Origin of the sequence: uncultured Rummeliibacillus sp., from assembly GCF_934216135.1 — a bacterium.
Lineage (GTDB): Bacteria > Bacillota > Bacilli > Bacillales_A > Planococcaceae > Rummeliibacillus.
The window spans coordinates 1-22,781 of the sequence record NZ_CAKQBI010000020.1; the positions used below are offsets into that span (position 1 = coordinate 1).

The 22,781-nt window shown below is 35.0% G+C and carries 22 protein-coding genes and 2 riboswitches; of the genes, 5 read left to right on the forward strand and 17 right to left on the reverse strand.

The annotated features are described in order from the left end of the window. From Q0977_RS12445 to Q0977_RS12470, 6 genes are all read right to left on the reverse strand, one after another. Nucleotides 1-282: acyl-CoA dehydrogenase family protein (locus Q0977_RS12445; protein ID WP_299514418.1), on the reverse strand; the 282-nt coding region annotated here is incomplete at its 3' end. 10 nt (nt 283-292) lie between these two features. Next, the gene (locus tag Q0977_RS12450; protein WP_299514421.1) at nt 293-1,069 is read right to left on the reverse strand and encodes an enoyl-CoA hydratase/isomerase family protein; all 777 of its coding nucleotides are present in this window, start codon (nt 1,067-1,069) and stop codon (nt 293-295) included. A gap of 12 nt (nt 1,070-1,081) precedes the next feature. Further along, on the reverse strand, nt 1,082-1,759 hold the full coding sequence (locus tag Q0977_RS12455; RefSeq protein WP_299514424.1) for a 3-oxoacid CoA-transferase subunit B: 678 nt from the start codon (nt 1,757-1,759) through the stop codon (nt 1,082-1,084). Continuing rightward, complete coding sequence (locus tag Q0977_RS12460; protein ID WP_255416331.1) at nt 1,743-2,447, reverse strand: CoA transferase subunit A; 705 nt, start codon at nt 2,445-2,447, stop codon at nt 1,743-1,745. Before Q0977_RS12460 ends, Q0977_RS12455 begins: the two co-directional genes overlap by 17 nt. Before the next feature lie 24 nt (nt 2,448-2,471). Next, nucleotides 2,472-3,320: a 3-hydroxyacyl-CoA dehydrogenase gene (locus Q0977_RS12465; protein ID WP_299514427.1), complete on the reverse strand. Its 849-nt coding sequence runs from the start codon at nt 3,318-3,320 to the stop codon at nt 2,472-2,474. Between the two features lie 68 nt (nt 3,321-3,388). Then, nucleotides 3,389-4,870: an aldehyde dehydrogenase family protein gene (locus Q0977_RS12470; RefSeq protein WP_124218398.1), complete on the reverse strand. Its 1,482-nt coding sequence runs from the start codon at nt 4,868-4,870 to the stop codon at nt 3,389-3,391. 704 nt (nt 4,871-5,574) lie between these two features. Continuing rightward, a riboswitch (PreQ1 riboswitch) is annotated at nt 5,575-5,619 on the forward strand. 166 nt (nt 5,620-5,785) lie between these two features. Here Q0977_RS12470 and Q0977_RS12475 point away from each other — a divergent pair. Both Q0977_RS12475 and queC read left to right on the forward strand, forming a co-directional pair. Next, nucleotides 5,786-6,319 carry a VUT family protein gene (locus Q0977_RS12475; protein WP_119417178.1) on the forward strand — a complete coding sequence of 178 codons (534 nt, stop codon included), beginning with the start codon at nt 5,786-5,788 and terminating at the stop codon, nt 6,317-6,319. Nucleotides 6,320-6,336: 17 nt separating this feature from the next. Beyond that, nucleotides 6,337-6,990: a 7-cyano-7-deazaguanine synthase QueC gene (gene queC, locus Q0977_RS12480; protein WP_119417179.1), complete on the forward strand. Its 654-nt coding sequence runs from the start codon at nt 6,337-6,339 to the stop codon at nt 6,988-6,990. A 63-nt stretch (nt 6,991-7,053) separates the two neighbouring features. Here the strand turns inward: queC and Q0977_RS12485 are convergent, their stop codons facing one another. Both Q0977_RS12485 and purU read right to left on the reverse strand, forming a co-directional pair. Continuing rightward, nucleotides 7,054-7,413, reverse strand: coding sequence for a DUF4181 domain-containing protein (locus Q0977_RS12485; RefSeq protein ID WP_299514435.1), 360 nt, complete (start codon nt 7,411-7,413; stop codon nt 7,054-7,056). An 83-nt stretch (nt 7,414-7,496) separates the two neighbouring features. Continuing rightward, complete coding sequence (gene purU, locus Q0977_RS12490; protein WP_299514438.1) at nt 7,497-8,375, reverse strand: formyltetrahydrofolate deformylase; 879 nt, start codon at nt 8,373-8,375, stop codon at nt 7,497-7,499. A 314-nt stretch (nt 8,376-8,689) separates the two neighbouring features. Here purU and Q0977_RS12495 point away from each other — a divergent pair, with 314 nt between their 5' ends. Further along, nucleotides 8,690-9,223, forward strand: a complete 534-nt coding sequence (locus Q0977_RS12495) for a ribonuclease H-like YkuK family protein (protein WP_299514441.1) — start codon at nt 8,690-8,692, stop codon at nt 9,221-9,223. 64 nt (nt 9,224-9,287) lie between these two features. Here the strand turns inward: Q0977_RS12495 and Q0977_RS12500 are convergent, their stop codons facing one another. From Q0977_RS12500 to Q0977_RS12510, 3 genes are read right to left on the reverse strand one after another with little or no spacing between them, the layout of a single operon-like run. Beyond that, on the reverse strand, nt 9,288-10,010 hold the full coding sequence (locus tag Q0977_RS12500; protein ID WP_299514444.1) for an amino acid ABC transporter ATP-binding protein: 723 nt from the start codon (nt 10,008-10,010) through the stop codon (nt 9,288-9,290). Continuing rightward, nucleotides 10,007-10,747, reverse strand: coding sequence for an amino acid ABC transporter permease (locus Q0977_RS12505; RefSeq protein ID WP_299514447.1), 741 nt, complete (start codon nt 10,745-10,747; stop codon nt 10,007-10,009). Before Q0977_RS12505 ends, Q0977_RS12500 begins: the two co-directional genes overlap by 4 nt. A 14-nt stretch (nt 10,748-10,761) precedes the next feature. Further along, on the reverse strand, nt 10,762-11,553 hold the full coding sequence (locus Q0977_RS12510; protein ID WP_299514450.1) for a basic amino acid ABC transporter substrate-binding protein: 792 nt from the start codon (nt 11,551-11,553) through the stop codon (nt 10,762-10,764). A 475-nt stretch (nt 11,554-12,028) separates the two neighbouring features. Here Q0977_RS12510 and Q0977_RS12515 point away from each other — a divergent pair, with 475 nt between their 5' ends. Both Q0977_RS12515 and Q0977_RS12520 read left to right on the forward strand, forming a co-directional pair. Beyond that, nucleotides 12,029-12,664, forward strand: coding sequence for a hypothetical protein (locus Q0977_RS12515; RefSeq protein WP_119417194.1), 636 nt, complete (start codon nt 12,029-12,031; stop codon nt 12,662-12,664). 292 nt (nt 12,665-12,956) lie between these two features. Next, on the forward strand, nt 12,957-16,481 hold the full coding sequence (locus Q0977_RS12520) for a bifunctional 2',3'-cyclic-nucleotide 2'-phosphodiesterase/3'-nucleotidase (RefSeq protein ID WP_299514457.1): 3,525 nt from the start codon (nt 12,957-12,959) through the stop codon (nt 16,479-16,481). A 168-nt stretch (nt 16,482-16,649) separates the two neighbouring features. On the opposite strand, the gene cobT is transcribed toward Q0977_RS12520, so the two are convergent. The 6 genes from cobT to Q0977_RS12550 all read right to left on the reverse strand — a co-directional run bounded on the left by cobT (nt 16,650) and on the right by Q0977_RS12550 (nt 22,774). Beyond that, a complete protein-coding gene (cobT, locus tag Q0977_RS12525; RefSeq protein ID WP_299514460.1) occupies nt 16,650-17,699 on the reverse strand; it encodes a nicotinate-nucleotide--dimethylbenzimidazole phosphoribosyltransferase in 1,050 nt (349 codons plus the stop codon). 77 nt (nt 17,700-17,776) lie between these two features. Then, nucleotides 17,777-17,957: riboswitch (cobalamin riboswitch) on the reverse strand. Between the two features lie 123 nt (nt 17,958-18,080). Then, nucleotides 18,081-18,716: an isochorismatase family protein gene (locus Q0977_RS12530; RefSeq protein WP_299514463.1), complete on the reverse strand. Its 636-nt coding sequence runs from the start codon at nt 18,714-18,716 to the stop codon at nt 18,081-18,083. A 42-nt stretch (nt 18,717-18,758) separates the two neighbouring features. Then, complete coding sequence (locus Q0977_RS12535; RefSeq protein ID WP_299514466.1) at nt 18,759-19,943, reverse strand: isochorismate synthase; 1,185 nt, start codon at nt 19,941-19,943, stop codon at nt 18,759-18,761. A 13-nt stretch (nt 19,944-19,956) separates the two neighbouring features. Further along, nucleotides 19,957-20,739: a 2,3-dihydro-2,3-dihydroxybenzoate dehydrogenase gene (locus Q0977_RS12540; RefSeq protein WP_367269476.1), complete on the reverse strand. Its 783-nt coding sequence runs from the start codon at nt 20,737-20,739 to the stop codon at nt 19,957-19,959. A gap of 26 nt (nt 20,740-20,765) precedes the next feature. Continuing rightward, nucleotides 20,766-22,100: an MFS transporter gene (locus tag Q0977_RS12545; protein WP_299514469.1), complete on the reverse strand. Its 1,335-nt coding sequence runs from the start codon at nt 22,098-22,100 to the stop codon at nt 20,766-20,768. Continuing rightward, the gene (locus Q0977_RS12550) at nt 22,097-22,774 is read right to left on the reverse strand and encodes a 4'-phosphopantetheinyl transferase superfamily protein (protein ID WP_299514471.1); all 678 of its coding nucleotides are present in this window, start codon (nt 22,772-22,774) and stop codon (nt 22,097-22,099) included. The genes Q0977_RS12545 and Q0977_RS12550 overlap by 4 nt, the downstream gene beginning before the upstream one ends. Nucleotides 22,775-22,781 lie beyond the last annotated feature (7 nt).

Here is a 22,781-nt window from a genome sequence, read left to right on the forward strand (position 1 = left end):
ACCTATCCCTGTATGGGCACCGAGTAATGTAGTATAGCCATTATGTGTTTTCCCTAACTCCTCATAGATTGCACATTTTCCAACCATATCTAATCCTAGTCCGCCATATTCTTCAGGAATACTTAAACCGAATAATCCCATTTCTTTTGACTGTTCCACAATCGATTCTGGGATTTCGTCATTTTCTTCAATTTCCATCGCTACCTTCTCAACTTCTCCTTGCACAAAATCATGGACGGCTTTTTTTAACAATTGGATTTCCTCTGGTAATGTAAAATCCATTATGCTCCCCCTATTCCCCTTTAAAGTGAGGTTTTCTTTTATCTAGAAACGCTTGAGTTCCTTCTTGTTTGTCATATGAACCCATTAATATAGTTTGAGATAACTTTTCTAAATATAGTGCAGTTTCCATTTCAACATCAATTCCTCTGTTAACTGCGGTTTTAGCTAATCGTAAAGCTAATGGCCCCTTAATACTGATCTTACTTGCATATTCTTTTGCTTTTTCAATTAGTTCCTCTTGTGGTACAGCTGCACTTACTAGTCCAATATTTTTTGCTTCTTCTGCTGAAATAACTTCACCTGTTAAAATTAGTTCCATTGCTTTCCCTTTGCCGATTGTTCGTGAGAGACGTTGCGTTCCTCCTGCTCCCGGGATAATCCCCAAACCCACTTCCGGTAATCCCATTTTGGCATTCAATGATGCCACTCTTATATCACAAGTAAGAGCCAGTTCTAATCCCCCACCTAGAGCATATCCGTTAATAGCTGCTATCGTAGGCTTCTCATATTCTTCTATTTTTCGAAATGTTGCAGTCATATTTGGTTGAAGTGCTTCAATCATCGTTCGTTTGTTTAATTCTTTAATATCTGCACCAGCTGCGAAAGACTTTTCACCAGACCCAGTTATAACAACAACACGTATATCTTGATTGGCTTTTATCTCCTCTAGCGCTTTTTCGATTTCCTGCAATGTCTCTATATTTAATGCATTCCGTTGTTCTGGACGGCTAAGTTTTATAAATCCTAGTTCCCTCTCTTGATGAACGAGAATATTTTTATAAGTCATCTATTTTTCACCTCAGTTAATTTTCATCGTTTGAAGATCATCAGAAATGATAAAATGCGCTTCTGTAAGCTGTTTAATCTCTTGTAATGAGGAGTCTTCTGCGATTTCTTTTAATAGAAGTGTGTTATCTTTCACCTCAAACAAAGCTTTTTCCGTTACAATCAGGTTTGCCGCTCTAGTGCCACTACTTGGATAAGTAAGTTTTTGAATAATTTTAGGCGTTTGATCTTTAGTAACATGAGTGGTGGCAATTATAATCTTCTTGGCACTTGCAACTAAGTCCATCGCTCCACCGACTCCTAAAATGTCCTTTCCAGGTACAGCCCAATTGGCAATTTCTCCTTTTTCGGAAATTTGAAGTGCACCCATTACTGCTATATCTACATGACCACCCCGAATCATTGCGAAAGAATCCGCACTTGAGAAAAGGGAAGAGCCTATTCCTAAAGAGATGGGGTGTTTGCTAGCACTAATGAGGTTCATATCGATCTCGTCTTTTGGGGGTGTTGGTCCCATTCCTAAAAGACCATTTTCAGATTGAAGGTAAACATGACTATCAGGTTTCAAATAATTTTGGATTAAAGATGGAATACCGACACCGAGATTGACAACCGAACCTGCATGGAGTTCTTTTACAATTCTTTTAGCAATTCTAATCCGAGCATCTTTTGAATTACTTTGTTCGCTCAACATACTCACCACCAATTTTTTCATATCGATCATTAAGAACCACATAGTCTACATAATTGTGAGGTGTGATGATTTGTTCAGGATCTAATGTACCGGCTTCTACGATTTCATCTACTTCTGCTATGACAATGTCAGCTGCAGTGGCCATCATCGGATTGAAATTACGAGCAGTTCTCGCGTAAACTAAGTTTCCCATTGTATCAGCCTTATCAGCTTTAATAAGCGCCAGTCTTGCTCGTATTCCCCTTACGAATATATACGTTTCACCTTCAAAATCTCTTTCTTCTTTACCTTTTGCAATTTCTGTACCAACACCTGTTTTAGTATAGAACCCAGCAATCCCTGCTCCCCCTGCACGAATTGCTTCAGCAAGTGATCCTTGTGGAATAAGCTCTATTTCCAGTTCTCCATTGTTCCAAGCTTTAACAGCATCTCGATTGGTGGTGAAATAGGAACCAATCGCTTTTTTTATATGTTTTGAGATTAATAATTTTCCTAACCCTTTCCCGGCTTCTCCTAAATTATTACTAATAATAGTTAGTTCTCTGGCGTGATTGGATTCAGTGATCGTATCGATTAAAGTAAAGGGCGTACCGCAAATGCCAAATCCACCAACTAATAGACTATCTCCTTTTTGAATCATCTTTACTGCATCTTTAGCTGATATTCGCTTCTTGCATTCTCCGATTGTCACGATTTCCGCCTCCAATTACTAACTTTCGTAATTGTAAAAACCTGTTCCTGATTTACGCCCTAAGCGACCTGCCTTGACATATTTAATAAGCAGGGGACTTGGCCTATATTTTTCACCTAATGTTTTGTATAGATATTCCATATTTCGCAAGCGTGAGTCTAATCCGACTAAATCAGCTAGTTCTAGTGGTCCCATTGGGTGATTTAATCCTAGTTTCATCGCTTTATCAATATCCTCTGCTGAAGCAATACCTTCCATCAACATGTTCATCGCTTCGTTACCAATAAGACAATTCATACGACTAGTGACGAATCCAGGAAACTCGTTTACTTCCACTGTTTCTTTTCCTAATTTCGCTCCGATTTCTTTCACTTTTGCTACCGTTTCATCTGACGTATCCAGCCCTCGTATAATTTCGATAAGTTTCATCTTATGAACTGGATTAAAAAAGTGCATGGCCACAACTTTATCAGGCCTTGACGTTTGAGCTGCAATTTCTGTAGGGCTCATCGTAGATGTATTCGTTGCTAAAATTGTATGTTCTGGACAGATTACATCTAGTTTTTTAAATACATCAATCTTAATGTCAATTAATTCAAAAACAGCTTCAATCACAATGTCTGCATCATGAGCAGCTGTTTGTAAATCTGTAGTATAGTTTAAATTTGTCATAGCTATTTCAACTTGCTTGCTTGTTAAGTAGCCTCTTTCTGCACTTTTTAGCAATTCTTTTTCTATATATAATTGTGCTTTCTTTAAATTTTCTTCATTGACATCATTTAAAACAACATTGAAACCACTAATTGCTGCTGTATATGCGATTCCTCTTCCCATGATACCTGAACCGACAACGGTTAATTTCTCCACTTTAGTCACCCCTTGTATAACGTAGAAACCTGCATTCCCAAAGTAGAAATTGCAGGTTATTTTTTGAATTAATTGTTATCTATTTGAGCTCTTTGTAATTTTCCACTGTAGTCAACATAAATCGATTTCCATTCTGTATAGACATCTAATGCAGCTACACCTGAATCCCTATGACCATTTCCTGTACCTTTTGTACCGCCAAATGGTAAGTGAATTTCTGCTCCAGTTGTTCCTGCGTTAATATATACGATACCTGTATCTAAATCACGCATAGCTTTAAAGGCTTTATTGACATCTGCTGTATAAATTGCACTTGAAAGACCGAATTCTACACTGTTATTCACTTTCACAGCTTCATCTAAATTTTCTACAGAAATGATTGACACTACTGGTCCAAAGATTTCTTCTTTTGCTATACGCATATCTGGTGTTACATTTGTGAAAATCGTTGGTGCATAGTAATTGCCGCTATCTAAACCATTTTCAGTGACGATCTTACCGCCTGCTAATAGGATTGCCCCTTCTTCTTGGCCAATCTTGACATATTCATCGATTCTTTCTAAAGCTTCTCTATTGATAACAGGTCCAACTTTAACTGTTTCATCAAGTCCATCGCCCATCTTTAATTCATGAATACGGCTTATTAGCTTTTCTTCTAATGCTTTCTTTACATCTTGATGTACAATTACACGGCTTGTTGCTGTACATCTTTGGCCTGCTGTACCAAATGCACCCCAAAGAATACCTTCTACAGCAAGGTCTAAATCAGCATCTTCTAAAACGGTAATGGCATTTTTTCCACCCATTTCAAGTGATGTCCTCTTTAACAATTCCCCAGCACGGCCATTGATTGCTTTTCCTACTTCGTTTGAACCGGTAAACGAGATAATATCGATATCTGGATGCTCAACCAGTGCATTGCCGACTTTGCTTCCTGAACCATTTACTAAATTGATAAGGCCTTTTGGTAAACCGGCTTCTTCATAGATCTTCACAAACTCTTGCGCTGTCATCGGCGTTTCTGTCGCTGGTTTCCAAACCACTGCATTGCCAGCTACTAGCGCAGGTAGCGATTTCCAAGAAGCAATCGCGATTGGGAAATTCCACGGTGTTATAATGCCAACAACGCCTACAGGTACTCTTACACTCATCGCAAATTTGTTGCGAAGTTCTGATGGGATTGTATCACCAAAGAGTCGGCGCCCTTCTCCGGCCATGTAATAAGCCATATCAATCGCTTCTTGTACTTCTCCTCTTCCTTCATCAATCACTTTTCCCATTTCACTCGTTAAAACTTGTGCAATCTCTTCTTTTCTTTCTTTTAATAGATAAGCCACTTTATATAAAATATCTGCTCGTTCAGGAGCAGGAACTAATCTCCATAACTTTTGTGCTTCTTTTGCAGCTTGTACCGCTAGTTGGACATCTTCATCAGTAGATTGTGTTACTTCCGCTAAAACTTTTCCGTTTGCAGGATTCATAACTGGTACAAACTTTCCTGTCGAACCTTCCAACCACTCACCATTAATATAATTTAAAACTTTTGACATCTGGAACCCTCCGATAACTTTAGTTTTATAAACTACCATTTAGTTGACTTCGTTTTGTATTTTTTACTTGTCCATTATTAATGAGCTTTATAAAACTAGGATATTTTTATTTTTGAAGGATATGCATGATTTCTAGTAATTTATGGTGATGTATTTTAAATTGGTAGTAATTATTTTGTTACCGTATGTCCTATTAAGGAATTTAACGATGGTTTAAATTGAATGAAAGTGGTGGGATTTTTTATAATTAAGTTTGTTTATGACTACTGTGATCTTTTTATCACAACCGGGGCTTTGTTTATCACAACTCAGGTCTCTTTTATCACAACTCAGGTCTCCTTTATCACAACTCAGGCTCTCTTTATCACAACTCAGTTCCTTTATCACAACTCAGGCTCTCTTTATCACAACTCGGGTCTCCTTTATCACAACTCGGGTCTCCTTTATCACAACTCAGGCTCTCTTTATCACAACTCGGGTCTCCTTATCACAACTCAGGCTCTCTTTATCACAACTCGGGTCTCCTTTATCACAACTCAGGTCTCCTTTATCAACTCGTACCTTCTTGGAGATTTTAGGCTGCTTTGCTTCTCATTTTATAAAGATTTATTCAATCAAATTTAAAAAAATCCAATATACTGAGACAATATTATGAGATTTTATGATAAAATTACATTTGAATTGAATAAAAAAACTTACTAAATGTAGGAGAGGTACTAGAACAACCCTCTATAAAAAACTAGGGATAAACTATATCTTTAGGATATAGTTTTTTATTTTGCTAGCATCCTCCTTATTTTTAGCATTCAGGGAGGTGTTGTGAGATATGGGTTTATTTTATTTTGAAAAGTTCATTACATAATGTGTGTAATTTCATCGATGGTTTAAATTCATAATTTCAGAGGAGACTTTTCAATGAGAATATTTTTATATCTTTGTGCAATTGTGTTAGCAAATGTGATAACTGCAAATTTTACGCCTTTGCAACTTGGCGTGTTCATCATACCTTATGGATCCTTTCTAATAGGAGCTACGTTTATACTGCGTGATCTTGTTCAAAACAAATATGGTAAGAAAAAGACCTACCTTTTTATCGGCTTAGCATTAATACTTTCAGCAATATCTAGCTATCTTCTAGGGGATACACTTTGGATTGTATTTGCAAGTGCGGTAAGCTTTGCTGTTTCTGAAACAACGGATACTGAAATCTATTCAAGATTAAAAGCTTCAATTAGTATGAGAATTATGTATAGTGGCATTTTCGGGGGTATTTTAGATTCTTCCATATTCGTCATTATTGGTTTATCCCCTCTTGGTGCTGGAATGGTGCCTTGGAATGCGGTTTGGATGGCTATTTTAGGTCAAGTAATTATTAAAATTAGCATGCAAATTATTGGCGTAATGGCTTTACATTTTACTCGTTTTACTAAAACAGAATTTGCTAGTTAAATTGGAGGGTGAAATCAATGTTAAAAGATGAAAAAGCAATTGTCGTTTTTAGTGGTGGTCAAGACAGTACTACTTGCTTGTTTTGGGCATTACAAACGTTTAAAGAAGTTGAGGCTGTTACATTTAATTACAACCAACGCCATGTAGCAGAAATTGACTGTGCAAAAGAAATAGCAGAAGAACTTGGTGTAAAACATCATATTTTAGATATGTCTTTACTAAATCAGTTAGCACCAAATGCACTTACTCGAGATGATATAGAGGTTAAAGCTGGGGAAGACGGTGCATTACCTTCAACTTTTGTGCCTGGACGCAACTTATTATTTTTATCATTTGCAGGGGTTTTGGCGAACCAAGTTGGAGCAAAACATATTATTACAGGGGTATGTGAAACAGATTTTAGCGGTTATCCAGATTGCCGGGATGATTTTGTGAAATCATTAAACGTAACTTTAAACCTTGCAATGGATGAACAGCTTGTTATTCATACGCCTTTGATGTGGTTAGATAAGGCAGAGACATGGAAAATGGCAGATGATATGGGGAAATTGGAATATGTTCGGACGAAAACGTTAACTTGCTATAATGGCATTAAAGGTGATGGCTGCGGAACATGTCCAGCTTGCCATTTACGTTTGAAAGGTTATGATCAATATTTAAAAATGAAATAATAGAACAATGCTGTCCTGAAAGGTTTAAACCTACGATGGACAGCTTTTTTACTTTATCTAGTCTCAAATATATCTAATTGCTAATATTAACATTACAAGACATATGATAGAAAGAATGATAGATGTTAGATATTGTTTTGAATTCTTAATATATTTCCATTCCATAAATATTTGGAAACCAGCCAAAATGATGAAATATCCTAGCCACCACCACTTGGTATCCAGAAAACTAAAATTGAATACATTACTTAAAATTAGTAAAAATATAATACTTACAAGAATAATTTTTCTTCCCCTTCTATCAACTTCTCTCCCAGGGGTATCTGCAATTTTCGTTTTTTCTACACCTAATAATTTATTAAAAACTACTTCTAATCCAAGCGTTAATAAAATTATAATTAAAACTATCGCTAAAAATTTCACTTTATTTCACAAACCTTTGCTTAGAATTTATATATTTGCAAATAAATTAGGAGCTTACCTTATATTTAGGTAGCCCCTAATGTCTAGTGAAACACAATTGTTTTATTTCCTTCTACAATAATTCGATTTTCCAAATGCCATTTCACCGCTTTTACTAAGACGCGGCGTTCAATTTTGGCTCCGATTTTTTTCAACTGTGCTGCATTATCTCTGTGATCTACACGTTCAACGTCTTGCTCAATTATTGGTCCTTCGTCTAAATCATTTGTGACATAATGAGAAGTTGCACCAATCAATTTCACTCCTCTTGCAAATGCGCGTTCATAAGGACCAGCCCCTATAAATGCAGGTAAAAACGAATGATGAATATTAATGATTCTATTTTTAAAATGATTAACAAAATCAGGTGTTAAAATTTGCATATATCGAGCTAAAATTAGAACATCCACTTTATATTTTTCCATTAAACGAATTTGCTCTTCTTCTACTTGTTTACGAATATCCTTATTAGCAGGTATATAGAAGAATGGAATACCCAATGCTTCAACCATTGGTCTTGCTGTTTCGTGGTTGCTGATTACAAGTGCAATATCTGTATCTAAGTCGCCATTTTGCCATTCCCACAGCAATTCTAACAAACAGTGCGTTTCTTTTGAAACAAAGATTGCAGAACGTTGGCGAATATTTAGATAATAAAAATGATAATCCATCTGATAATTTTTTGCGATTCCCTTAAATTCCAATTCCATATCAGCTGCTTTTTCTTGTAAATAATCACAATGATATTCAATTCGTATAAAGAAAGTTCCATTCACTGGATCCGTTGAAAACTGACTAGATTCAATTATATTTGCATTGTGACTGTGTAGAAAAGAAGACAATACAGAAACAATCCCAGGTTTATCCGGGCATTTCACTAACAAACGTGCACGATTTTCTAAACCATTACTTAAATTCCCCATCTATGTACATCTCCTACTTTTTGTATATTTTAAATTATCAAACAATTAAAAACAATATTCAAGTCTTTTCTTTTTAATTGATTAATTTGTTAAAAAAATAAAAATCCCATCTAAAGATACATTCTATAGCAATTTACTATGTTATTTCTGAATAAAATACATTACAAAAAATATAATTATTTTATAGAGGAAATATTGATACGGGGTGTTATGCAAATCAATAGACTGTATTTTTTCACTTGCACGAAATAAAAAACATTTGGATATACTGTATAACACATATTTATCTTATTTAAGGAAAGAAGCGGTGAAAAATGGGGACCTCATTTCGTTACGATCCTTTTCAAAATCTGCAAGAAAAAAATATGACGTTTGAAGATGTTTTTCAACATATTATTCAATTTATGAATCAAAATCCAAGAGGCCATTATCGGCTAATTGTAGGCACTGATTCGCAAGTTCATAAATCTCATACTGTGTTTATAACAGGTATCGTAATTTTAGAAGAAGGGCACGGGGTATGGGCATGTATTAGAAGAGTGATTGTACCACGTAAAATGCTACATTTACATGAAAGAATTTCGTTAGAATTGTCATTTACTGAAGAAATTGTTGCACTTTTCACAGAGGAGAAAAAGAAACAGCTTATTGACATTGTACTCCCATATTTATATGAAGGTTCAACATTTACGATGGAGGGACATATTGATATTGGAGCTGGAAAACGAAATAAGACACGAGAATTTGTAAATGAAATGGTAGCCAGAATAGAGTCCATCGGCGTAGAGCCAAAGATTAAACCAGAAGCTTTCGTTGCCTCCTGTTATGCTAATCGATTTACAAGGTAGCACGTATATATGCCTTAAAAAGAAATATCCATTCAGCAGAACTTCACTGAATGGATTTTCGCATTTATAAAACTTTACCTAAAAATGACTTAGTACGTTCGTTTTGAGTATTACCGAACACTTCTTCAGGATGACCTTCTTCTACAATATATCCACCATCCATGAAAATAACCCGATCAGCTACTTCACGAGCAAATCCCATTTCATGTGTTACGATCACCATTGTCATTCCTTCTTCAGCTAATTGTTTCATAACATCCAAAACTTCTTTCACCATCTCTGGATCTAGCGCAGATGTTGGTTCATCAAATAGCATAACTTTCGGTTTCATGGCAAGGGCACGTGCAATAGCCACACGCTGTTGTTGGCCACCAGAAAGTTGCTCTGGATAATTGTCTGCCTTTGCTTGAAGTCCTACTTTTTCTAATAACTCTAATGCTAATTTCTCCGCATCTTTTTTTGCCATTTTACGAACTTGTATCGGCGCCATTGTAATGTTATCGATAACAGTCATATGTGGGAATAGATTAAACTGTTGAAAAACCATCCCTACTTCTGTACGTATTTCATTGATATCTGTTTTTGGATCATTTACCTTTACATCACCAATAAAAACTTCACCATCTGAAACTTCTTCAAGTAAATTTAAACATCTTAAAAACGTACTTTTCCCTGAACCAGAAGGTCCGATGACACAAACTACTTCTTTCTCTTTTATGTCGTAATCGATACCTTTTAAAACTTCCAGGTTACCATAATTTTTGTGTAAATTTTTAATCTTGATCATGCCGCAACCCGCCCTTCATCTTTGCTTTGCGAATGACCTTTTTTACCATTATTTTTCTTTCTAGGATTGAAGTTATTGCTAAATCTTTTTTCAATAAAAGCAATAATTTTCGTCAAGACAAAAGTTAGGATTAGATATAAAACTGCAGCAGCTATATATGGCTCCCAAATTCGGAAAGAAGCTCCTGCCACAACTTTACTTGCATATAAAATATCATTAGCTGCAATCACAGTTACAAGTGATGAGTCTTTTAAAAGTGCGATTAGCTCGTTTCCTAATGGCGGTATCATTCGACGAAATGCTTGGGGCAAAATCACTTTGATCATTGCCTTATTTTTCGTTAAACCAAGAGAACGAGCTGCCTCCATTTGTCCTTTATCAATTGACTCTATACCTGCACGCATAATTTCTGCAATATATGCCCCACTATTTAATATAAGTGTAATAATTCCCGATACCATAAAGCCATAAGACTGACCAAAAATAGAAGGAATCAGAGCTAAATGGATGATTAAAATTTGAACAAGCATCGGTGTGCCGCGAAATAAATCTACATATAATTTCGCTGGCCAATAAATCCACTTTCTTTTTGACGTTTTACCAAGACCTAATAAGATTCCCAGTATAAGACCACCTAAATAACCACAAATGGTTAAAGAAATGGTTACCCAGATACCATGTAAAAATATCTCACGATAATTCCAGATAATATCCCAGCGCATATCAAAGAAGTTCATCTGGATACCTCCAATTATTTAAGTTCTTGGCCTGTAATTTCAGCTAGTTTACCATTTTCTTTTATTTTCTTAAGACCATTATTTAATAGATCTAGTACTTCTTTATTACCCTTTTTCACCATAAATCCATAATATTCTTTTTCAAAAGCATCGTCCTCGATTGTTTTCAATTTTGCATTTGGATTATTTTTCAAATATTCGTGTATAACGGCATTATCACCAATTGCAGCATCGACTGATCCATTAATAACTTCTTGGTATGCAAGTGGTTGATTTTCGTAAGCTTTGATTTTAGAACTTGATTTTCCTAATATTTTTTTTGCGGCTATATGCCCTGTTGTGTTAATTTGAACGGCAATTTTTTTATCTTTTAAATTCTCAATAGATTTTATTTTTGAGTCTTTTTTAACAACAATTAATTGAGTTGCTTCGAAATAAGGATCTGTAAAATCATATGATTCTTTACGTTCTTTTGTAATTGTAATACCTGATGCACCTAAATCGATTTCACCATTTGTTACTTGTTGGAAAACTGGTTCCCAACCAATATTTTTAACCTCAAAATTTTTGCCTGTTTCATCACCAATAGCATTTAAAATATCTACATCAATACCTACAACTTTACCATTATCATCCAACAATTCGAATGGTGCAAATGTAGCTTCTGTTCCTGCTACTAGTTTATCTTTTGCTCCTGATCCATCACCTGAACTTGATTCTTTTGGATCTGAACCACATGCTGCTAATAGCATTGATACTGCAAGCGCTGATATGAACATTGATAATAATTTTTTTCTCTTTTTCATTAAATAACCCCCTAGATGTTAATATTTTTTTGAAATATCCCCAATATTAAATAACTATTTCTAGTTAAATTTTATTATATAAAATTAAGAATATTAAAACAATATTAATTTTTCATATTATAGAATAAATATACTATGTTATTTATAAAAATACAATATTAATTTTAGATTTTTTTAAATTTGATGTATTCGTAGTTGACCTGGTTGTGTAATTTCATGGAGATCTCACAAATGGGATAACTAATGTTTGAATTCTTATACTAAAAATTCTTTTGTTATTGAGTTTCTTCTATATTAATGCTTTAATATTCTCGCTGAATTTTAACGTATTTATGTTATATAGAAGAAATCCATTTTCCCCTTTTATTTTTATTATTATTGGGCAATATAAAGTGAACCTTATTTAAGAGAGTTCATTTTAACCAAAAATTTTATCAAGAGATATTTAAATCTTACATGAAGGAGTGAACATCATATGAAAAGAAATAATATACTAAGTGCCTTTTTACTAACTTGTGCTCTTACATTTAGCATGATGTTTAGTACTACAACCGCTCAACAAGATGTATTTGCATCCGAAAAAAATTCAAAGCTCGATGCAGTTACTCAGCAAAAAGTGAAGACTGTTCTAAACAAGTTGGATGAGGATTTAACGAAATTAGGGGTTACGGTACCAAAAAAGCCACATTGTAAAACGTTCGAGAAATTGGATGACGAAACAAAAGTAAAAGTTAAAGAAATTATGAAACAAATGAAGGATGGGAAGATTACAAAAGAAGAAGGATTAGCTCAACTAAAGAAATTGGGCATCATTTTACCGAAACACCATCCAAAGAGTGATCAATTCTCAAAATTGGATGACAACACCAAAGCTAAAGTCAAAGAAATTTTCCAGAAAGTAAAGAACGGAACTATTTCCAAAGAGGAAGCTGATCGACAATTAAAAGCTTTAGGCATTACTTTGCCGAAGAACCATCCTAGTGAAAAAATCAAAAAACTAGATGATGCCACAAAAGCAAAAGCGCGGAATCTCATCGAAAATGCAAAAGTTGAAATCAATAAATTAGGGGCTGATTTCCCTTCACGAAAATACAATTTCATATTAAGATAATTTATTTAACCCATGTGAGCCTGAACTCATATGGGTATTTTTGAAGCGTTTACGATTCACTACTTTTTCTCGTTAAAACGTATTATTTCTATAAAAATCGCCAAAGTTATACTTTTATCCTATAAAATTTCATTTAGAGAAACAATTATATATTACTATCTTTTGTCTAATAAGGAAGAATATTAGGTTTAATTTTACCATTTAATAAATAATATACACCATATTAACAATTTTAATGCTATATTCTAGGAGAGATTCGGTCTCAAAATTCACAAAAGAATGGGTGGTATGTTTGAAATTTAATGGGAAATTTCAAGGTTTTAAGGTCTTATCTAGTGCACTTGCAATTAGTTTGTTAGCCTCATCCTTTATGACTTTTGATGCGGAGGCAGCTAAATCTTCCAAACAAAAAGTCCAATCGAAAGTAAATCTACGCATTATGGAAACAACAGATGTACACACGAACCTACTTGACTTTGACTACTACAAAAATAGTGATGCTCCTAAATTAGGATTAGCTAAAACAGCTACACTTGTAAAAAAGGCAAGATCACAAGTTAAAAACTCCGTGTTAGTAGATAACGGAGATCTCATTCAAGGAACACCACTTGGCACTTATAAAGCAAAAATTAAACCTTTAAAGGATAAAGAAGTGCATCCAGCTATAAAAGCTATGAATATTATGGATTATGATATTGCAACATTTGGAAATCATGAATTCAACTATGGTTTAAAATATCTTGATGAAGTATATGATGATGCTGATTTTCCAGTTGTAAACGCAAATGTATATGTGGATGACCACGACAAAAATCCAAAGAATGATAAAAATAAATACACACCTTATAAAATTATCAAGAAGAAAGTAAAAGATGAATCAGGTAAAACAAATGTCATTAAAATTGGCTACATAGGTTTTGTTCCTCCACAAATCAACGAATGGGATAAAGCAAATCTTGATGGCAAAGTAATCACAAAAGACATTATTGAAACAGCGAAAAAATATGTACCTACTATGAGAAAAAAAGGTGCTGATATCGTAATTGCTCTTGCCCACTCCGGATTCAATGGTTCAAAAGTAAATACTGAAGACACTGTATACTCTTTAACTAAAGTGCCTGGAATCGATGCAATTACTTTCTCACATACGCATAAAGTATTTCCTGCAAAAGACATTGCCAGTCTAGATGCTTTGTTCAAAGATGCAAATGGCCAACCTCTTCCTGGTGTTGACAACAAAAAAGGTACGATTAACGGTGTCCCTGCTGTGCAAGCTGGATATGGCGGTGGTTCATTAGGTATTATTGATCTTTCCTTAAAGAAAGTGAACGGTAAATGGTCTGTTTCTACTTCTCAATCTTCCACAAGAGAGATTGATACTGTAAAACCTGATGCCAAGATCGTAAAAGCTGTAAAATCTACTCATGAAAAAACAATAAATTATGTGAATACGCCAATCGGTAAAACGACTGATGATATTTACAGCTACTTTGCCCTTGTTCAAGATGATCCTTCAATTCAAGTTGTAACAAATGCACAAAAATGGTATGTCGAAAAGTATATAAAACTGAACAAGCCTGAACTGAAAGAATTACCTATATTATCAGTAGGTGCACCATTTAAAGCTGGTCGTAACGGTGTAGATGAGTACACTGAGATCAAAAAAGGTGATTTAACGATCCGTAGTGCTGGTGATCTATATCTCTATGACAACACTTTAAAAGCTGTGAAAATTAAAGGTTCTGTCGTAAAAGAGTGGATTGAAATGTCTGCAGGTCAATTTAATACAATTGATCCAAATAAAACAGATAAACAAGAGTTACTTAATCCAGATTTCCGAGTATATAACTTTGATGTTATTGACGGCATTGAATACCAAATTGATGTGACAAAACCAGCTAAATACTCAACGACTGGAGCATTAGAAAATCCAAATTCAAGTCGTGTTATTAATCTAAAATATAACGGAAAACCAATCGATCCAAATCAGGAATTTGTAGTTGTTACAAATAATTATCGTGCTGGTGGTGGTGGTAACTTCCCAGGACTTAAAGGCAGTGAGTTAGTTGTAGATTCTGCAGATGAAAACCGCCAAATTTTGATGGATTACATTTCAGAACAAAACGAAATTACACCAACAGCTGATCAAAACTGGTCCCTTGCTCCAATCAATGCCGATGTCAATGTAACGTTCACAACTTCTCCAAAAGCTGAACAATATATTAAAAACGGAAGCCCATTCTATTACACAGGTAAAACAGATTCAAAAGGCTTCGGAATTTTTAATATAAATTTAAAAAATAAAGATAATAGTAGTGACCCAGTTAAAGTTCAACTATTGGGTGTAAATGATTTACATGGTCAACTTGATACAATTACTAAGCTTGGAAATTTAAATACAGGAAGTATGGAATATACTACTGCAGCATTAAGAAAAGAAGAAGCTACTAATCCAAATACACTTATCTTACATTCTGGAGACATGATTGGTGGTAGCCCATTAATTTCGGCACTTTTCCAAGATGAACCAACAATTGAAGTATTAGAATCAATTGGCTTTGACGCAGGAACATTTGGTAATCATGAGTTTGATGAAGGAATTGATGAACTAAAACGAATGATCAAAGGTGGCGACCATCCAAACGGTACACCTGGTTATGACGGGATGAATTTTCCACAAGTTGCTGCAAATGCATATGACACTCGTGACGGAAAACTAATCACAGATCCTTATACAATTCTTACTTCTGGTGGTCAAAAAATTGGTGTTATTGGTGTAGTTACACAAGAAACGCCTTCTATGATTGTCCAAAAAGGAAATGAAACGCTGAAATTCACAGATGAAGTAGAAGCGATTAATAAATACACGGAAGAATTGAAGAAAAAAGGAATCAAATCAATCGTAATTCTTGCACACAATCCTGCTTCACAAACAGGCTATACAGATGCATTTGATGCAAGTAAGATTGCAGAACAAATTGATGATGAGGTAGATGTTATTTTCTCAGCACATAATCATGTTAAAGTAAATCGTGTAGTAGATAACAAATTAATCGTCCAAGCATACTCATACGGCTCTGCTTTCTCTGATGTAGAGGTCGAAATTGATCCAAAGACAGGCGATATTATTAACAAATCTGCGGAGATTAAAACAGTATACCAAAACGACTACACACCAGATCCACAAGTATCCGCGATTATGAAAAAGTACGCGGATAAAGCTGAACCGATTAAAGCACAGGAAGTTGGTGCTTCAACAACATTCCTTGAAAAAGGATATCCAACTGTTACAAGGAAAAACAGTGATATAGCTTTAGGAAATTTAATCGCTGATGGTATGAAAAATGCTATGAATGCAGATTTTGCCTTAATGAATGGCGGTGGAGTGCGCGCTCCATTAAATGCTGGTAAAGTTACTTTCGGCGACTTATTTGCCATTCAACCATTTGGCAATGTTCTTAATAAAGTTAAACTCAGTGGCGCGGACTTACGCGTTATACTAGATGAACAAATTACTGCAAGAGGTCTTGATTATCATGTTTCTGGCTTCAAATACACTTACACGTATGACGATACAACAAAAGCCGGAAAAGTAGTCGATATTATTTTGCCAGACGGCAGTAAAATTGACCCAACAAAAGAATACACAGTTGTCGTAAACAACTATATGTATGGTAATATCGATACTAGTTTTGGTGCACTTTCTAAAGACATGGAAGTTGGACCAACTGACTTAGATGCAACAGTTGAATTTGTAAAAACATTATCTTCTCCATTCGAGTATAAAGTGGAAGGAAGAATTCAACGAGTAAATTAATATTTTAGATTAAGAGATTTAAAGGCCGAGGCTGTTCCATTACGGGATAGCCTTTTTTGCAACAATATGTATTTCAATGCGTCTTTCAATCCTGTTGAATTAGAAAAGCTGCCTTGTTCTATACAAAGGCAGCTTTCAGGCATTCAATGCTAATCACGAGATGAAATTTTATATTTCCATCCCTACTTCTTCAAAGGTTGGCATGTTTTTCATCATGCTGCATGCTGCATCGATGATTGGAAAAGCTAATGCTGCTCCAGAACCTTCACCTAGACACATATCCATTTTGAGCATTGGTTCTTTGCCTAGTAGTTCACTAGCTTTTTTACCACCTGGCTCATCTGTTGCGTGAGATGTGATGAGATAATCCTTCACTTTCGGTTCAATCGTTGTGGCGATAAGTGCGGAAGCTGTTGAAATATAGCCATCAACGACTACTGGTACTCGATTGGCAGCTGCTGCAAGCATAACCCCTGCCATACCACCAATTTCTAATCCTCCAACTTTTGCTAGTATATCGATTGCATCAGTTGAATCTGGTTGATTTGTTGCAATGGCATTTCGAATCACTTCTATTTTACGGGCTAAACCGCCATGTCCGAGACCTGCCCCTCTACCTGTAATTTCTTTTGGATCACAACCCGCCAATACCGATAATATAGCAGTACTTGGTGTTGTATTACTAATACCCATTTCACCTGTTCCTAACAAATTCACCCCATTTTGAATTTCTGCATTGGCAATTTCAATCCCTACTTCTAATGATTGAATGGCTTCTTCTTTTGTCATAGCTGGCCCTTTTGTAAAATTGGCAGTACCTCTTCTAATTTTACGATTAATCACGCCAGCATCAGTCGGAATATCCACTTTTACACCAACGTCAACAGTGACAATTTTTGCGTTTGAAACTTTTGCAATAGTCCCTACCCCTGTGATTCCTTTTGCAATATTAAGAGTTTGCGCAAATGTTACTTCTTGTGGATTACTTGTAACGCCTTCTTCGTAAACACCGTGATCTGCAGCCATTACAATAATCGCTTTTTGATCAATCGCTGGGAAAAGTTCTCCTGTAATCCCTGATAATTGTATAGCTAGACTTTCTAATTTGCCAAGACTATTAGGTGGTTTAATCAAATTATCCACTCTTTGTCTTGCCTTTGCCATCATTTCTCCATCAAGGTCTTTAATTTTCCCAACAGTTTGTTTTAGTAAGTTCATTTTTCATCTCTCCCGAATAAAATTAAAAGCCTGCAGTTTATTTGTATTACAAATAAACCGCAGACTTTTCCATCATCTGTGTCAACAAGTATCAAGGCAGGTCTCCTGGCTCAGGGTCTACATTTGAATAGGCCTTCCCAGACATTGTCCAGTGGCATTTTCGTTCAAACTTTCCTCTACAGTGGTGGGTCCGCTGAAGATTTTCACTTCATTCCCTATTCTCCTTTTGTAAAAGGCACCTTGTACTTTTATTGAATTTTCTATCATTATGATACTCGTAGAATGTTTGTAAATCAATATTTTTTAGAAAATATTATGTTATCCGAGTTATAATTTATTAGTTTTTTTCACAAGGCTTGAAATATATTATGTCTGCAACTTTTATAGCTCTTCCACTAACTGATTTGTTGAGATGGTCGTTGAACATCTTTCGGCTGCATATCGAATTGCCATTTGGTGATCTTCTCTTGTGAAATCTGCAACAGCATCTTTTACAAAGAATGGTTTTATATCATACATAAAAGCATCTGCTGCTGTTAGTAAACAGCCAATATGTGCATATACCCCACAGATAATAAGCTGATCTCTTCCCCAAGTTTTCATCAAATCTTGTAATTCACTTTTTTTGAATGCACTATAACGCCATTTAGTTAACACCATATCATTATCACTTGGAGAAAGTTGAGAAATAATAGCTGTTTGTTCTTTCTTTTCTTCAAGACCGGTGCCCCAAAAATCCGTTAGAAGTGCACGATCTTCAGCCTTTTGGTTTCCAGGTTGAGCAGTGTAAATAATCGGTATTTTTAGTGATTCACATTTTTCTTTTATTTTTTTAATATTTGCAATTAACTCAGGTATAGGTGATTGCTGTTGATCATAATAGTTAAGAAAGTATTGTTGCATATCATGTATAAGTAAAACTGCCTTGTCAGCTTGTGGTTTCCAGTGAACTTTATTTTCTATATCAGATTTCGGCATTTCATATGATTTAATCTTTGGTATTGACAATATAAACACTCCCCTATATATAGATAAATTTCTAGATTCAAACCATGACTATTAAATTTCTTCCTTTTGTATCCCCATTGCATGTAGCATCGTTTGGAATTTTGCTCCCGTTTCATTCTTTTCATCTTGTGGTACTGAGGACTCAACAATTCCAGCTCCAGCATAAACTGTGATATGTTGTTCTTTTACTTGGGCACAACGTATTGTGACTATCCATTCACCATCACCACTAGCCTCCATATATCCTACAATCCCAGTGAAAAAGCTACGATCAAATGGCTCAATATCTTGAATCAATTGAAAAGCTTCTCTTCTTGGTTCTCCACAAACCGCTGGTGTTGGATGAAGAGCACTTGCTAGAGTTAATGAAGAAATTTGTGGATTTAAAAGTTCTCCAGAAATGACTGTTGATAGGTGAATCATTGAATCCGTATATAAAATGGAAGGATGATTTGGTACTTCTATTGTTTTAAAGAAAGGTTTTAATTCTCTACATACCATATCAACTACTACTTTATGTTCATGCAAATCTTTCTCTGAATTTAATAAGCTCTCAGCTAATTTTTGATCTTGTTCTTTGTTATGTGTTCTTTTTCTAGATCCCGCTAGAGGATTAGCGATTACGGTATTGCCACTTTTGCGTATTAGAAGCTCTGGACTAGCCCCTACAAGTGTAGCTACCTCTTTATCCCCCGTATTTATAGCAAAGGTGTATCCTTTTGTATTGCTTTTCGCTAAAGACTCAATCAATAAAGGTACACTTACTTTTCCTTCAGATGAAATGTCTAATGTTCTAGCGAGTACCACTTTTTTAAGGGTTGTTTCATGAATATGTTGAACTGATTGTTGGACCATTTTTTCAAAAGTTTTGCCGGAAGGTACTTGTTCAATTCTTTTTGCACCTTTCATACATGGCGAAACAGTCAACTCCTTATTTAACGATTTGCTATCAAATATTAACGTTTCTTTCGGCACTATTAAAGCTGGTTGTCTTGTCGTATCAAAAGGTATAGCACCAATAACTACCGGCTTTTCCTCTCCATTTTCAACAATGGTGGACAGCGCATTTTGAATAGCTGATTCCAAATCATTAAAAGTACAAGGCTCATCTACTTTAATCTTCTTCTTACATCCTCTACCCAAAATTGTTTTAATCGGTGTCTTTAAAAAGCTATCTCCTTCTTGATAGGATCTAATAAGTTCTGATAATTCCTTCTTTTCTTTGGTCACTTTCATATACCGCTCCTCCTTATGCATTGGCCCCTAATGTAGCTCCACCATCAACGACAATGTTGCTCATAGTAATATGATTTGAATACTCAGATATTAGAAACAAAATAACCCCAACGATATCAGAAGGCTTGGCTATTTTTCTTAAAGGAATTCCTACTTTATAATTTTCAAGATTTCCTTCAATTACTTTTTGTTCACTTGACTCATCCGTCCAAAGAGAAGTCTGCATGTCTGTATAAGTTGAACCAGGTGATACGATATTGCAGCGAATATTATAAGGTGCCAATTCTAAGCCTAAACTCTTCATATACATGATAGTCGCTGCCTTTGAAGCACCATAAGCTCCTATTCCAAGTCGAGGCACCGAAGCAGCATTTGATCCAACAGTAACAATGACACCTTCCTTGCGCTCCTTCATCATACGACTTACTGCCTGTGTCACATTGAATACGCCTTTTACATTAATATCAAACATATCGTCCCATTCCTGTTCCTCAAGATCACAGAGATTCCCTTCATGAAGAACACCCGCAACATGGATTAAAGCTTGAATCGCTCCTATTTCATTTTCCACTTGTTGAACGATGCTTTGAACTTTTTTTCTATCACGGATGTCTATATGATATGTGTGAATTTTCTTGCCTTTTTCTAACATTTTATTTTTACTTTGTTCCAATGCATTTTTGTTATAATCTAGAACTACTATGTCTTCAAAAAATTCCGAAACCTGTTCAACAACTTCTCCACCAATTCCTTTTGCTCCTCCGACAACTAACACAACTTTTCGCAAGATTAACACCCATTTCTATTGATTTAATAATACTGTTATTTCGAAATTGATATTTCTGTTGGTAACGAAACATATTCTTTCGTCTTTTTTAATGGCATACATGCATAAGCTACAAACGCTAAAAACGCAGGGATTGAAAAAACGATAAAACTCCAGTAGCTTTGTCCTTCAGACGATAGTAGTAATCCTCCAATAGTTGGACCAACTATCGCACCTAATCGGCCTACCCCAAGCGCTGTTCCTAATGCTGTAGATTTCATATTGGGGGGGAAATAAGTTGAGATACAAGCATTATTAAGATTTTGTGCTCCAATCGAAGCAGCACCGCAACAACTGATTAAGAGGTACAAGACTAGATTGTTCGGATTAAACGCAAGGCATATTAAGCTGATTCCTCCCACTAGATAAAACAGCATTAATACTCTTTTTGAACCTATTTTATCTGCAATAACACCTCCAATAATTGATCCTATAATGGCACCGATATTTAGGCAAAGTAAAAAACTTAAACTGGACGATAATTTAAATCCTGAAGCAACCATGATCTGTGGTAACCAAGTCGTCAATCCATATACTAATAGAAGTCCCATAAAACAAATGATCCAAAAGAGTATCGTTACCCTTGTTCTTTTCTCTTGAAATAATCTCTTAATCGGTACACCTGTCGTTTCCATTTCTGTGATTAGTACAGACTGATCATTCAACTTATAGGAAGGGTTTAAAACGCTTAATAATGTCTTTGCTTTTTCTTGTTCTCCCTTATTGACCATATAATATAAAGATTCCGGTAGCGACTTTACTATAAAAGGTAATGCTATCATTGGAAGTGCTCCAATATAAAATAAGGATTGCCAACCGTATATTGGCATTAGTTTCATGCCTAATAGCGAAACCAAAATACCACCAATTGAATAGCCGCTAAACATAATTCCAATCATTACATTTCTTATCTTTTTAGGTGAATATTCAGATGTTAACGTAACAAGTAGGGGTGGAATGCCTCCTAACCCTATCCCTGCTAAAAATCTAAAAACTGCAAATTGTGTAATATTCGTAGCAAATCCATTGAAGCATGTAAATATACCGAAAATAGCAATACATGAGACTATTACATTTTTTCTCCCTATTTTATCTGCTACAACACCACAAATAAGAGATCCTATTAAACTACCGATTAATGTTAAACTTCCAACAAAGCCTAGAACGGTTGTAGAAACTCCCCATTCAGCGTGTAAAGTTGGAATGATCGCACCTAATACAGCTAAATCATAACCATCAAATAATATCAGAACGATACACCATGCTAGTACCGTAAAATGAATTTTACCAAATTTACTATTATCTATTATTTCTGAGATGTTAACTTTCATCGGATATTTTCCTCCAAAAAAGTTTTAAGGTATTCAATAGATACGCTTTTCCCTTTTTTATATTTATGCTCATTCTTCATACATATAGACACCGTATAGTGATCGCCAACATAATGACTGATATGGTAGGGTGTAAGAATTTGTGATTGTTCTATACTTCCATTTGAAAGAATGTTAATCTCTTTAAGAGATTTCATCGCCAATCCAGTACCAATAGCTTTTACATAGCTCTCTTTCGCTGTCCAAAATCGATAAAACATTTTCAGTGGTTGATCACTTTTTCCAATCTCTTCAAATTCTTGTCTATTCAAAATAGACTCAAATTTTAAATAGTTCATGTTCTTATGCTTCTCAATGTCAATCCCGATTGGTTGTTTTGAAAAAGCAGCTACAACATAATCTCCTGAATGAGAGACATTGAAATAGAGTGAATTTTTGTTTAGGCATATTGGTTTTCCATAGTTATTTTTTGAGAATCTCAAGTCATTATTTGAGCACTGTAAATTCTTTATCAATTCGATCCTTACTAGCAAATCTGCTAGTAAGGACCGTTTTGAATCTTCTATAAACCTATACTGATCGAGGCGAAATTGTTTTTCTTTCGATACATACTTCAAAAAAGATTGATATTGTTCATCTTTTAGCTCGTTAATATTGAAATATATCCAATTCATATTCGTT